Below are 12,546 nucleotides of genomic sequence, written 5' to 3'. Positions count from 1 at the left end.
TCAGCATGACCGCTCTCAATTCGATGAGCTCCCAAATCAAGACGCAACCTAGAACGATCAGTCCGACCCTCACTGAGGCCGGCGTGATGGCCGCGATCAATGTCCCTAAAACCGGGATTGAGGTGGCCGTCACCCACATTGCTTTCGGTACGGGTAAATACAGGCCGAATGGCGCCGAAACTGGCTTGCAGCATGAAATAATGCGGGTAGCGATTGCCGGCGGCGGCAAGGTGTCCCCGACGCAGATTCAGGTGCATGCTGAAGCGATCGCGCCCGTTGGATCGCCATTCTGGTGTGGTGAAATTGGCTTTTACGCTGACGACACCCTGTTCGCGGTCTACAGCAAGCCGGATCAGCCTATCCTGTATTTCGCGGATGACAGCGTGACCACCGTCTCTTACACGCTGGGTTTAACCGCACTGCCGGCTGATACAGTGACAGTGTTGGTGGATCCCAACGTCAATACGGCGATCCAGCTGATTGGCGCGCATGAGACCGCCAAAAATCCACATCCGCAATATCAATACAAATTGGGATTTATCCCAGTTCAGCAAGGTACCGGCCATGGTCAGAAATCTAATACTGTGAAAATGGGCTGGTCGGGCGACAGCCTCAAAGTCACAGTCGATGATACTGACCATGGCGCGGTGATATTTCAGTCGAATCTGGAAGTGGCGCTAAACAATTATCTGCCGCTGACAGGTGGCAAGGTGACTGGACAGTTGCTGGTCCAAGGATCTACCGGTGCGATTGGCGCGCCTGGCGCGTCCGGCCCAGGCAGGCCCTGCATCGAGGTTAGTTCCGCTGGCGGTGAGGAGAACGAAGCCTACATGACGTTTCATCGTCCTGGCGTATTTGCGATGCACTTCGGACTGGATGCTCAAAACGATCTTTCGATTGGCGGTTATTCGCTGGGCGCGAATGCCTACAAGCTATGGCACGCCGGTAATTTTATCCCGGGGTCTAAGCAGGATGCGCTGGGCTATAAACCTTCCCAGGCAGTCGGGAGCTGGTTGAACAGCGTGATCGTTGATGATTCTCGCGCCAAGTACTATGCGCCGAAAGATCGTGACATGGGCATCTATTTTGATTTTAGAAATAATGATGCGGGCAACCTTGATGACGGTGGCGTCCAGCATGGCGCCATCACCTTCCGGCAATGGGGCGCTGGCGACGATTTTTCGGGCGGTCCGGCTCACCAGTTGGGCTTTACTGCGAATGGCAACTTGTTTCACCGTACCGGCAAAGGGTCTGCCTGGGAGAAATATCAGCGTCTTCTCCATGCGGGGCAGAACGGTACGTTGCCCGATGGCGGTATACCCATTATTAAAGACTGTAATGCCGCGCCACTCGGTTGGGCGACTTATACGCAAGAAGCCACGGCCAACCGGCCTAGCGCCTATGGACAAATCTTTACATCGTCACTGAACGGCACCGCGACGCCAGGAAACGGCAACTGGCTGATGCAACGCGGATTTTCAACGGAAGGGCACATATTTACGCGCGTTAATATTGGTGATTCCGGATGGGGGACATGGCTGCAGGCATGGACTAATGCCAACTTCGATCCGGGCAGTAAAGCCAACGGGGCAGGATTTTCTTTGCATTGGTCGGGGCAAGATGGACAGCCGACCTGGCTGCTGGGCGGTAACACCCCCGAGGGGATCTATGTATACAACCCGTCCAGTTTCAGAGTGGCCTATGCGGCCAGTGCTGGCGGTGCAACGAACGCTGAAAACATCAGTAATGGCAATAGCTATATGCGGATGAGCTGGTCCGATCCTGGCGGGCAAACAACCTATCTCTGGGGTAGTGACGGCCCAACCGGCGCACGGCTTTGCGCGACCGGCAATCTCAGTGTGGGCGATTCACGTAAATGGAACGGCTTCCCGTTGCGCTATGCGGAGAACCCGCCAGCCAACCAACCCTATTACGTGCTTGGCATAGAGGCCGGTGCCAGCGTGTTTTCTATCTACAACCGCGCTGCGATGGCCGTGTCATCTAGTGTGACGTCGGTGTATGCCCATCAGCTGACCGGTCAAGGCTTAGGTTATGGCGGCATCGGCGGCTACATATTAAACAAAAGAAAAGATGGTACGGGCCTTGCTGGCATTTGGGAGCAACGCGGTCAGGTGTACGACTACGGGTCGGGTGCGGTGGAAGGTAACGAATCGAGTTCAGTTTTATGGCAAAGGGTAGCGTAATGGCAATGAAGAAAAACACACAAACGACGGACGTGGATGTTGGGGATATTGAAGAACAAGTGGCCGCGCCTGTATTTGATCTGCCGGAGCTACCGCCCCCGGTCTTGACGGCACTGCAGCCTGCGCCGACCTGGATGCCGTCCGAGCTGCCTGACCCGGTAGACCCGTTTTCCTATTCCGACATCAAAAATGTTGTTCGCATGCCTAACGGATTTCAATGTTCGGTCAAATTTGACGCTTGGGACGACTATCGGATCTTCCTTGCATGTGCTGATGATGTAGAGGCGCACGGTCGCGCGATACATGCTGAATGCAAGTCAGGTAAGCGGGGACCAACGCCGGATTACTTGCCTACCCATGCCGAGCTGCTGGATGCGGCGCAAGCGCGTATAGCGCGCGAACTGCGCCGCGCCAATAGCGAGGTGACGAAATATCAGGATCGCGTCGACGTGGATGAGGCAAGTGATGTGGATGTCGCACAGGTCAAAGCCTGGAAGAAGTATCGGGTGAATTTGAATCGCATCCCCGAGCAAGCGCATTTCCCGCATCCCATCGTCTGGCCGGTTGCACCTGATGACGTCAGTACAGCATTGGTTTCGGCATGAGCGCCAACAAGAACACGGCATCGACCGCGATATTTTATCGCCAGGTGCGGGATTTTGTGGAAAAGACGCCGGTGTGGGGAATGGCGATTCGCTACCAGTCGAAGCCGGACGAGCGCTTTGATATGACCTTGATCTCCCGGCGCGTCTATGGGCGCCCGGATGAGTTCCTGGTGGTGATGGCGGCGGCCGGCTTGGATTCCGTCGAACAGGAATTGCCGGAACAATTGCTGGTGCTGCCGACGGAATCTCAGCTGCTGACACTGAAGACCAGCGCACGCTTTGGGAGTTTTGGCTAATGGCGACAATCAACAGTGCAAAACTAGCTGCAGTGCTGGGCATTCGCGGTTCAGCGAAGGCTGCGGATCAACTCCGGAAGGCCGACGCGGAGCGCCGTGCCAAGGCTGTCAATCTGTTACGGCCGCATGAGGTCAAGGGAGAATACAGCGCTGAACGCTTGCTGCTGACCTCCTTGGGCGGCGAGGTTCGCCTGATTACCAGCGATGACTTGGTGGTGTTCAGGAAGAACGCCAAGACGCTGGGCAGCAAGCTCAAGCCAGGTTTAACGGCGCAGCAAATTATCAACCTGTCGTTACCGGAGGATCGCGAGCGCGCTAATGAGCAGATCAGGATGGCTGTGCCGGCGGGAACGAACCGGGGAGACATCAGGTTTGTGACCGACGCGTCGGCTGACTCGGATGTGACCCGGCACTATGTGTCGGTGGAGATCATGAATTTCGATGCGGCGGTGGCGTCGCCGACAGATCCCAAGGCACTGGCTAAATGGCTAGTCAAGGATAGCCCCTTGAAATTCGAATGTGACTGCGGCCGCTTCACGTTCTGGTATCGCTATATCGCCACCGTGGGCGGCTTCGTCAAAGGCCGGCAGGAAGCCGCGTATCCCAAGTTACGCAACCCCAGGCTCAGCGGTGTGGCCTGCAAACATGCGCTGCGGGTAATGAAGGAATTTAGCAGCAGCCTGGCCGTGCGTGGCATTGTGGCTGGGATGGTCGAACGTGGGCAAAAGGGCGCCATCAAACAGTCCGCGGTGATTGCGCAGACCAAGGCACGCGAAATCGCAGCAGCACAAGCACGTAAAAATCGCGCTATCAACGTCAAACAGCCGAGCAAATCTGCCGAAAATCTGAAGAGCGCCGTGATAGCTGCGGCCAAGAGGGCGGATAAGGCAGCGGGCATGGCTGTCATTGAGGCTCAAAAGACACTGCAAAAGCTCAAGGATGCCGGCCAGATCTCTCAGGCTGACTTTGATGTGATCACGATGAAACTGAAGGGTTAATGATGCTGCACTCTGTACCAATGCAAATCAACAAGGCAGCGCGTAGTGTCACGTTGCGCCATCCGAATGGCATTCCATGTCACGCTTTCCGGCAGCGGGTATTGCGCCAGGCCGACGGCGGTATGGGCGGCATGCCAACGCTGGGCGGCCTCGGTGTGTTGGATTCGTCGGATGAGCCGGATGTCGAATGGGAACTGCTGGGGGACGCCAAGCTGTTGATCGTAGAGAATTTTCAGGTATCCACGGTAGTTGACCGCGGGGACGCGTTGGACAACGCCGAGCCGCAAATCGTCGCGTTGATCGAGGCATTGAGGCCGGCGGGGGATTTCGCGCACTTTACGGCGAAGACCAAGGATGTGCTGTACATGCTGCTGCATGCCGATGTGAAGATCGCCTATGAAGTTGTGGCGATCGATGGCGACATCAATATCGCACCGTATAGCAGAAAGTACATTCTGCACAAACGCGATGATTTGACGTATATCGACGGATTTAAAGCTGAATAATTCGACACGTTAGGCGGATTGGAGAAAATCTTCTTGGGAATTCAATTGCTCCAAGCGATAGCCATAGCTATACACCGGAGAGAGCCGATAACCGTTTTCTGGTCGTAAGTGTAATTTACTTCGTATGCGGGAGATGTGAGTGTCTATGGTCCGTGAAGGAATGTCGTCATCGTGCGACCATATTTTTTCGACTATATATGCACGCGAAAGTGGGCGACCAAGGTTACAGAAAAATAGTAACGCGATGTCAAACTCCTTTTGATATATTTCAATTGGCTTACCGGCCAAGGTGATGCGACCATAATCCGTCTCGAACAGGTAATCATTAAATGTGATTTTTTTGCTCGAATTTGGAATCGGATATGCGCGTCGCAGTAATGCTTGGGTACGAGCTATCAGTTCGCTGCGCCGAATCGGTTTCGTCATGTAGTCGTCGGCCCCGGCAGTCAGACCCTCAACAATGTCTTCTTCACTGGTGCGGCTCGTCATGAATAATACTGGGAGTGTTTTGGAAAACTTATCTCTTACCCAATGCAGCACTTCCATGCCACTCAAATCTGGGACTTGCCAATCCAAAATCAGCAAATCATAGCTCTCTCGATGCAGTTTTTTTAATATTTCTTTTCCGCTTTGAAATGGATGGCAAATATGCCCATTGCTGGTCAGTATTTGACAAACAAAGTCGAGTTGAGAGGGGTCGTCATCAAGAATGGCAATTCTCATGTGATTTATCCCAAATACGATGTACTACTATATTAGTTCAAAATGGCAACATTGCGAGTGTTTTGGAAAATTAGAAATTTAAAACAACGACAGTAAGTTGATTCAATAAAATTCTGCATTTTTCCGTGTCGTCTCTGTAGGAAAACACCCCTAAAATTGCTCTCTCATTACCCCTATCATTTGCTTCAATGAAGGGGGTATATGGACGAATTCACACGCATCGAAGCCGATGTCCATCTTGGCGCAATGGGGCATAACAATCTGTCAGAGCCCACTCAGGCGCAGAAACTGGCAGGTAACTACAAAGTAGGTAGAACGACCCTTCACGGCATGGCAATCGCCATCGAGCAGCCACGCGGATCGTTCCGTTGCGGTGTCGATGCTACTGGCCGGCCATGGCAAAACAGGATGTCGTCACATTACGGCTATTTCGCTGGCACGACGGGCAATGATGGCGACGAGCTTGATGTGTTCATTGGCTATTACCCAGAATCCAGAGTCGCTTTTGTGATTAACCAGGTCGATCAGCAGACCGGTGCATTTGACGAACACAAAATCATGCTGGGATTTCCGGATGCGCAATCCGCATCCCGGGCTTACCTGGAGAGCTACCACCGAGGCTGGCAGGGGCTTGACGGCATCGTTCCGATTTCAATTCCTCAACTCAAATGGTGGGCCAAGCATGGCAATCACACCAAGCCGATCAACGCGACGACGCTTCCAATTTTAGGGTACGACAATATGCACAAAGTAATGTGGGACGGTGATTCTCCCATTGGCAAGACCTATGACGGGCTGCTGTACGACATTCGGCGCCACGATGAAGACGGGTTGATGTACGACCCGTTGAGCGTGATGGATATTCTGGATGACGCGGAGGGCGTCTATACCTTCGATGCTTTGGTGACGCCATTTGCGAAGCTTGAACGCAAAATGCAGATCATGCAGAACGTCATGGAGCGCACCGGTGGCACCGTCAAGCCGGTCGCCATGCAAATCACGGAACCGTTCAAGCAGCGCGGAACGGCCAATGTGGCGGTGGTCTATGAGTTGTCGGACGGGCAGACGCTCAGCATCTTTTTCCATAATCCCGATGTTACGCCGCAAAAAATCACGTCAACGGACGATCTGATTTCGTGGAAATGGATGCTCAATAAGAAGGACGTGACGATTGTTGCTGCGCCTGAGCGCGGCGTCGATCTCAATGTGCGCGAGGTGGCAAATCGCCTGTTGCGCCTGGCCGAGAGAAATTCGGCCACGTTCCAGCGTGCCAATGCAAAGCGCTCGGCGCGCATGCAGGCGATTGAAGCATTGAAGACAGCGATCACGGAAAAGGAGGCAACCTTGGCACGGTTGCAGCGCGAGCTGGCAGTCAGGCGCGTCGAGAAGGAGTCTACACCCAGTGTTCCGGATAGTATCGGCACCGCGCCGGCGGCACCTATCTCTGATCCTGTCGCCGCGCCGGTCACTGAGCCAGCTCCGGAACCCGCCTCAGAACCAATCGCAACAGTCACGACACCACCTGAGCCTATCGCGGATCCTGTTTCCATCGAGCCGGGTGAAATTGTGCCGGACGAGATCGCGACACCGGAGATCATTGAAGTATTGGACGATAATAATCCAATTTCCGAAGAAAAATTGCCGCCGGCGGCCGCGGACATTGTTCCTGTCGCTCCTACTGTCGCAGCAGTTGATTCAGTTGTCGAAATTTTGTCAGTGAGCACGGAACCGGCAGCAGCGGCAGGCGTAGACCAGCTAGGGGCAGTTCCGGATTCCCATCCCGAGGCTGATTTGCAAATAATTGCCGAAGCTGAAGCCGAACAGGTTTCTGTATCGACGGAGGTTGCTCAGGACATTGCTGCTGAACCTGCTACGATGAGTGAGCCGATTCCTGTTGAATATTTCTCGCCTTCTATTCCCGAATCATCGCCTGAAATGACGGAAAGCGAATTGTTCCCGCAGTCTGCTAACGTTGAGTAGTTGGCCCCACATTTAATTCATTGCAACTTGATATTGACCACTACTAATGAATGTCATCATTGTGACGTGAAATGTCCTGCAGTTTTGATTCGCTGCCACCTAGCTGCGCGAGAAGACGAGCACTTTCACGTTGAATTAACGCGTTTAGCGCTTCCTGCAAGAGGGCGTTGTGTTCTTCCAGACCGCACAATGCTTTTGCACGAGCAAGAAGCGCGTCATCCAAATCAACGGTTGTAAGCATGATGTCGTCCTAGATAATTGACAGATTGATTGTGCCATTAAATGATGATTCCCATGATTTCTTGTAATGGAAACCGCCTAATAGTGGAGCAGTTTTTTTGCTCGACAATGCTGAATACAGACGATTCAGAGCGGATATGGCAAAAGACACTGAGAAGAATGCGCCCGGCCTCTTCGGCAAAATGGGCACGTCGGCAAAAAAATGGTTTTCCGGGAACGTCGAGAAGGTGGATGACCTGGGCAAAGATGATCCCTATGCCTTTGATTTTGGGGCAGCATCGCAGTCTCTTCTGGGTACTGGCCGCCGCGCCGCCCGCATGCGCGCGCAGATTTATCAGAAATGGTCGTTTATGGAGGGCGACCCGATTGTGTCCGGTGCGCTGTCGCTGATCGTCACGTCCGCGCTCGGCGGCCATGAGACAACGGGCAACACGGTCTTCATCGAGAAAAAAGCCGAGACGATCAAAAATATCAAACTCGCCAAGATGGTCGATGAGATCGACGCCGCCCTGACACCGAAACTCAACCAAATGGCGCATTGCATGGCCTATAACGGCGCGACCTTTGGCGATAGCTACGCGCGCCCCTACGTCGATAGCGGCGGTATCCGTGAATTGTATTTCGGTGAAATTGTCCGGCCACCCATGGTCCAGGCCTACGAGAAGGGCAATCGTACCGTGGGATATATGGTCTATTCCGGCGCCAAGGCGATTGAGCGGCTAGATACAACGCAGCTACTGCGCCTCAAAATGCCGAGGCTGGTGTGGGTGCCGCAGTTTGCGGTGCAGGACAAGGTCATTAAAATGGCCTTGTCGGAGGACGATCTGGATGAACTGCCGATCCTGCCGTCGATGGTGGGCGGCTCCTTTCTGCACCAGGCCGAAGAAGCCTACGATCATCTCTACGCCTCATTGCTTGGCTTGATCGGCCAGCGTTTTGCTGATTCCATTGATGAGCGCGTCCTGGGATTCAATGGTGACGGCATGACGGCGGACCAGAAGAAGAAATTCGGCGAGGGCGTCATGACCATGCTGAAGCAGGCCAAGCAGCGTGCGCAGTGGGCGATTGAGCATGGGCAGCCGATACTGGAGAAATTCACCACCGTGCTGCCGTACCACGGTGACAAACAGCTCACGAATTTATCCCAGCTGGTCGGCGACTCCGGCCGCAACGGCGAACTGTCGATCGAGGACGTAATGATGCATGCGCGCTTGCTGGGTGGCGCGCTGGGCGTGGATCTGTCGATGTTGGGCTTTGCCGATCAGCTATCCGGCGGCTTGGGCGATGGCGGCTTCTTCCGTGTCAGCGCCCAGGTGGCGGAAAAATCCCGCATCATCCGTGGCGCGCTGTCCGATTTCTTCAATTCCGTCATCGATCTGCATACGATGCACCGCTACGGGATCGTGTTTTCAGAAGAAGAGCGTCCCTGGAACATCAATTTCTACGGTTCGATTTCGGCCATGGAAGCCGAGAAGCAGCGAACACGCCTGGAGTCGGCGAATTCGGCGGCCATGCTGGCACAAGTCATGTCCCAGATCAAAGAGATGGGTCTGGATGAGAAGACGACCGCCATGTTCCTGGCGAAGCAGATGTTGCTAGACGAAGATGAGGCCGCCGCCTATGCCAAGGCTATGGTCGCTAAAGCTGCCGAGGAGAGCGACATTGGGGCTGTTTGACAACGTGGCCAATAGCATTGCCTTGCCGAAGAGCGCGGGCGCCATTGCCGCCATCGGCCAGGCCAAGAAATATCTGCCGCCGCGCTTGGGCGCGCTAGTCAATACGGGCTTGGGTGTCGGCAATAAACTGCTGAGTGGCGATCTCGGCGGCGCTGCGCTCTCTGTCCTGGATTCGGGGCTACTTGCGAATTATTTCCCGCGGGTGGACGGCCTGGCCGCATTGGCGGCCTATTGGGCCACGCCGACACCGCTCTTGGGCGGTATCACGCCGGCGGAAGCCAAGGCGATATTTGATGAATGCTCAGCAACCCGGTATGCCAAGAAAAACCTGTTTCTGATCGAAGTCACGGATCTGATGCCGTCCAGCATGGAATCGCTGGTGTCTAAACTGATGGCCGGCGATGGCGCCAGCATGTTTAACTTGTTTGCGACTGAAGTAAATTATTCACCCTGGACGATTACTGGTGACAAGGTGCGGGTGGGATCGGGCTCAATCGACTCAGTACATAGCTTGGAATCTGTCGATCTGCGACTCACGACCATGGACGATTCGGTGGGTACGCTCAAAAAATGGTTTGAATCGAAGGCGGCCGCGGCGACCAAGCGGGACGGCTGTGTCGGCGTACCCATCGAATACCTGGTCAAGATCCGCATCTTGCATTCGTTCATTACCGACGCTAGCAATCGCGGAGGCTACGAAAGCATTTTGTATATGCGTCCGGCCAGCATTGAATTTGACCTGTCGCGGCGAGACGATACGGTGCAAGAAATTCAAATGACGTTCTCGCAGTTCGATTCCTTTTTTCCGGTAGCTTGATATGGCAATACAATCCGATCGTTTTGGCTTTCTGGTGGGCGATCCCGCCGACTGGAGCGAAGCGCTTAAATTATGGGCGGCTATTCAGGATGACGTGCGTGGCATCCGCCAGGCGTTCACCTCAAGCGCTGCTGCCGCTAAACGGGCTACCCAGAGCAGTACAGCCCCAGCTCTTGCATTCCCACGCCGTCAAAGCGCCGCGGCTGCGAAGGTGGTACAGATTACCTCCAGGGCGGCTGTGCAGCCTATGTCATCGCTGAAGACGGCGGTTGTCAGCAAGGATGTGCTACGGGCCGCATTTCCAGCAACTGTGCGCCGCGATGCCAATGGCCGCTTCGTCCGCGCGGATCGCGCGAACGCACCTGGTACACCGCACGGAAGCCTTAGTCGGCCGCACGACGGTAATGGAAAAGGTGGCGGTATTGCGGGGCCTTCGGTCACTCCCAGAAAAATTGGCACGATGGGTGCCATGGCGTCGAATGCCATCGACCGTGCGCCCGATGTGGATCCGGTCATCGCTGCCGCCAAGGAGCTCAGTGCGATCGTGACGCCGGTCGGACGCGGTTTCGGCAAGATGCTTGGCCGCGATGGGGAGGAAAAGAAGAAGGTCATTTGGTTCAAGCGACTCTGGGCAGAGTTACGGGGATTGCGTCGGGACGAAACTGAATTCAGTAAGGCACAACTGCGCAAGCTTGCCGCGATTGAGAAGAAGCCCGCTGCCGGCGCTAGCTCAGGAGGATTGTTGAGCCGTTTGGCGCCAAAAATTCCAGGATTCGGGATGTTGGGGAATTTGCTAGGCAAGGGTGGTAAGGGGCTATTCGGGCTCGGTAAAGGGTTGTTCCGAGGCTTGCCATTGCTGGGTGCGCTGCTGGCGGGCGGTTCCGCGCTGGCCAGCATGTTCGGTAACGATGATCCCGACAAAGCGCCGGCAAAAAATAGGAAAGGGCGCTTTGCCGGTGCCGGCAGCGGTATCGGTGCGCTGTTGGGCGGGGGTTTGGGGATGCTGCTTGGCGGTCCCGTCGGTGCGGTCATTGGCGGCATGATTGGCGACAAACTGGGTGAAGTTACAGGGGAATGGCTATCCACCTTTGACTGGAAAGAGATTGGCGACAAAATCGCAGCGACATGGGACGCCGGCGTTCAAAAATTCAGTGACGAGTGGGATGCGATTACGGGATTCTTTAGAGACAAATTTGAGATTGCCAGGAATACCGCGAATGCGGTGAAGGATCTCGCTGTTCAGGTGGGAAACGCGGCGAACGATGTCGTCAAAGAAAAAACCGGGATCGACGTCAAGGCGAAGGTTACCAATGCGGCTACGGCAGTCAAGAATACGGCTGTCTCTGCTGTAGAGGCTGTCGACCAGCATGTCGTCAAACCAATGACGATCGCCGCTGGTGCTGCTGCCAATTATGGGCAAGAGCGTGTTGCCAAGATGGCGGCACCGATTGGCCGTGTGGTCAATGAGCGCTGGCACGCTGCAAAGGACTATTTAGTCAGCGGAGCGAGTTCTGCTGGCGTTGATCCTGGGGTGGTGGCGCAGATCGCACATTTCGAGAGTGGTTTCAATAAGGATGCCGCGCCGACCCAGAAAAACGGTAAGAAGTTGTCGAGCGCTCATGGCTACGGTCAATTTCTCGATCGTACATGGACCGATATGATCAATAAGTATGGTGGCAAGTATGGCGTCGATGGCGCCGGGAAATTGTCGAAGCAGGATGCGGAGAAATACCGGAGTTATCCGAAAATTCAGGCAGGCATGCTGGCTGAGTTTACCCGGGAGAATATCGATAAGGGACGAAAGCTAGGCGGGAATGACGACGCAGCGAATGTCTACGCGTATCACAATCTCGGCGATGGTGACGCTGGCCGGATCCTGAAAGCCGTGAAAAATAGTCCAGAAACGTCTGTTCGCGATGCGCTGATAGCTGGTCGGGAGGTGAGTGATAGTGAACGCTTGCGGATTGAGACCGTAATCAAGAACAACAAAAGCCTGTATGGTGACGGGACGATCTCTGCAGGTGCCGCTTATCAAAATATGGGCAACAAGATGCGCATGGGAGAATTTTTTGCACAGGATGCGCGAGCGATGCAAGCGAAGAGCGTCATTCCTTCGCTGGCGGTGACGTCGCAAGTGCCGGCTGTGCCGAATATCTCTGCCGTCCCGAATATACGGACCGCGCCTGCTGTTGCGAAGATGCCAGATATTCCCGAGATCGCATCAATATCGCCTGCGACGCAACTCAATGCCGGGCCGTCGAGTACGTCGGTGACGGTCGTGACGCCTAAGTATGATGTTGGTCAAGATTTGCGTGACAGAAAAATCGCCCACGTGGTGACTGGAGGAATGTCTGCAGGAGGCTAAAAAATAAGCTCAGTAGCTCGTGTGATGGTATTTATTAAGAGGTGAAGGCGATGCAATACGAGATGCATCAATCTGGCTCTTATTTTTATAATCTGCGTAGAATCATCGATAGATATTTTTGATTTTTTGACCTGAT

11 protein-coding genes are annotated in these 12,546 nt (G+C 54.5%); 9 read left to right on the top strand and 2 right to left on the bottom strand.

The window, feature by feature from the left end:
• Positions 1-5: 5 nt before the first annotated feature.
• Genes BCF11_RS02285 through BCF11_RS02265 form a run of 5 tightly spaced genes read left to right on the top strand, consistent with a single transcriptional unit; the run spans position 6 to position 4,609 of the window.
• Positions 6-2,204 carry a phage tail protein gene (locus BCF11_RS02285; protein WP_158229132.1) on the top strand — a complete coding sequence of 733 codons (2,199 nt, stop codon included), beginning with the start codon at positions 6-8 and terminating at the stop codon, positions 2,202-2,204.
• Positions 2,204-2,809 (top strand): tail fiber assembly protein, encoded by a 606-nt coding sequence (locus BCF11_RS02280; protein ID WP_199110720.1) that lies wholly within the window; start codon positions 2,204-2,206, stop codon positions 2,807-2,809. Before BCF11_RS02285 ends, BCF11_RS02280 begins: the two co-directional genes overlap by 1 nt.
• Positions 2,806-3,105, top strand: coding sequence for a hypothetical protein (locus BCF11_RS02275; protein ID WP_098493306.1), 300 nt, complete (start codon positions 2,806-2,808; stop codon positions 3,103-3,105). Before BCF11_RS02280 ends, BCF11_RS02275 begins: the two co-directional genes overlap by 4 nt.
• Positions 3,105-4,103 (top strand): hypothetical protein, encoded by a 999-nt coding sequence (locus BCF11_RS02270; protein ID WP_098493305.1) that lies wholly within the window; start codon positions 3,105-3,107, stop codon positions 4,101-4,103. The genes BCF11_RS02275 and BCF11_RS02270 overlap by 1 nt, the downstream gene beginning before the upstream one ends.
• Entirely contained in the window at positions 4,103-4,609 is a 507-nt protein-coding gene (locus tag BCF11_RS02265; protein ID WP_098493304.1) for a hypothetical protein, read from the top strand. The genes BCF11_RS02270 and BCF11_RS02265 overlap by 1 nt, the downstream gene beginning before the upstream one ends.
• A 9-nt stretch (positions 4,610-4,618) precedes the next feature.
• On the opposite strand, the gene BCF11_RS02260 is transcribed toward BCF11_RS02265, so the two are convergent.
• Positions 4,619-5,332 (bottom strand): response regulator transcription factor, encoded by a 714-nt coding sequence (locus tag BCF11_RS02260; protein WP_098493303.1) that lies wholly within the window; start codon positions 5,330-5,332, stop codon positions 4,619-4,621.
• A 201-nt stretch (positions 5,333-5,533) separates the two neighbouring features.
• On the opposite strand from BCF11_RS02260, the gene BCF11_RS02255 reads away from it, so the two are divergent.
• Positions 5,534-7,312 carry a hypothetical protein gene (locus tag BCF11_RS02255; protein WP_098493302.1) on the top strand — a complete coding sequence of 593 codons (1,779 nt, stop codon included), beginning with the start codon at positions 5,534-5,536 and terminating at the stop codon, positions 7,310-7,312.
• 43 nt (positions 7,313-7,355) lie between these two features.
• Here BCF11_RS02255 and BCF11_RS02250 read toward each other — a convergent pair whose 3' ends face one another.
• Positions 7,356-7,553 carry a type II toxin-antitoxin system VapB family antitoxin gene (locus tag BCF11_RS02250; protein ID WP_098493301.1) on the bottom strand — a complete coding sequence of 66 codons (198 nt, stop codon included), beginning with the start codon at positions 7,551-7,553 and terminating at the stop codon, positions 7,356-7,358.
• A gap of 136 nt (positions 7,554-7,689) precedes the next feature.
• On the opposite strand from BCF11_RS02250, the gene BCF11_RS02245 reads away from it, so the two are divergent.
• The 3 genes from BCF11_RS02245 to BCF11_RS02235 are packed head-to-tail and all read left to right on the top strand — an operon-like array spanning position 7,690 to position 12,410.
• Positions 7,690-9,228, top strand: a complete 1,539-nt coding sequence (locus BCF11_RS02245) for a hypothetical protein (RefSeq protein WP_098493300.1) — start codon at positions 7,690-7,692, stop codon at positions 9,226-9,228.
• Positions 9,215-10,045, top strand: coding sequence for a hypothetical protein (locus BCF11_RS02240; protein WP_098493299.1), 831 nt, complete (start codon positions 9,215-9,217; stop codon positions 10,043-10,045). The genes BCF11_RS02245 and BCF11_RS02240 overlap by 14 nt, the downstream gene beginning before the upstream one ends.
• Before the next feature lies 1 nt (position 10,046).
• Positions 10,047-12,410 carry a hypothetical protein gene (locus BCF11_RS02235; protein WP_098493298.1) on the top strand — a complete coding sequence of 788 codons (2,364 nt, stop codon included), beginning with the start codon at positions 10,047-10,049 and terminating at the stop codon, positions 12,408-12,410.
• The last annotated feature ends 136 nt before the right edge of the window (positions 12,411-12,546 follow it).

Origin of the sequence: Collimonas sp. PA-H2, assembly GCF_002564105.1 — a bacterium.
Taxonomy (GTDB): Bacteria; Pseudomonadota; Gammaproteobacteria; order Burkholderiales; family Burkholderiaceae_D; genus Collimonas.
This window is presented reverse-complemented; position numbering and strand designations above follow the sequence as displayed.

Coding starts and splice junctions, on each gene's coding strand:
- BCF11_RS02270 (WP_098493305.1), top strand. CDS start 3,105: ATGGCGACAATCAACAGTGCAAAACTAGCTGCAGTGCTGGGCATTCGC.
- BCF11_RS02260 (WP_098493303.1), bottom strand. CDS start 5,332: ATGAGAATTGCCATTCTTGATGACGACCCCTCTCAACTCGACTTTGTT.
- BCF11_RS02255 (WP_098493302.1), top strand. CDS start 5,534: ATGGACGAATTCACACGCATCGAAGCCGATGTCCATCTTGGCGCAATG.
- BCF11_RS02250 (WP_098493301.1), bottom strand. CDS start 7,553: ATGCTTACAACCGTTGATTTGGATGACGCGCTTCTTGCTCGTGCAAAA.
- BCF11_RS02275 (WP_098493306.1), top strand. CDS start 2,806: ATGAGCGCCAACAAGAACACGGCATCGACCGCGATATTTTATCGCCAG.
- BCF11_RS02235 (WP_098493298.1), top strand. CDS start 10,047: ATGGCAATACAATCCGATCGTTTTGGCTTTCTGGTGGGCGATCCCGCC.
- BCF11_RS02285 (WP_158229132.1), top strand. CDS start 6: ATGACCGCTCTCAATTCGATGAGCTCCCAAATCAAGACGCAACCTAGA.
- BCF11_RS02280 (WP_199110720.1), top strand. CDS start 2,204: ATGGCAATGAAGAAAAACACACAAACGACGGACGTGGATGTTGGGGAT.
- BCF11_RS02265 (WP_098493304.1), top strand. CDS start 4,103: ATGATGCTGCACTCTGTACCAATGCAAATCAACAAGGCAGCGCGTAGT.
- BCF11_RS02245 (WP_098493300.1), top strand. CDS start 7,690: ATGGCAAAAGACACTGAGAAGAATGCGCCCGGCCTCTTCGGCAAAATG.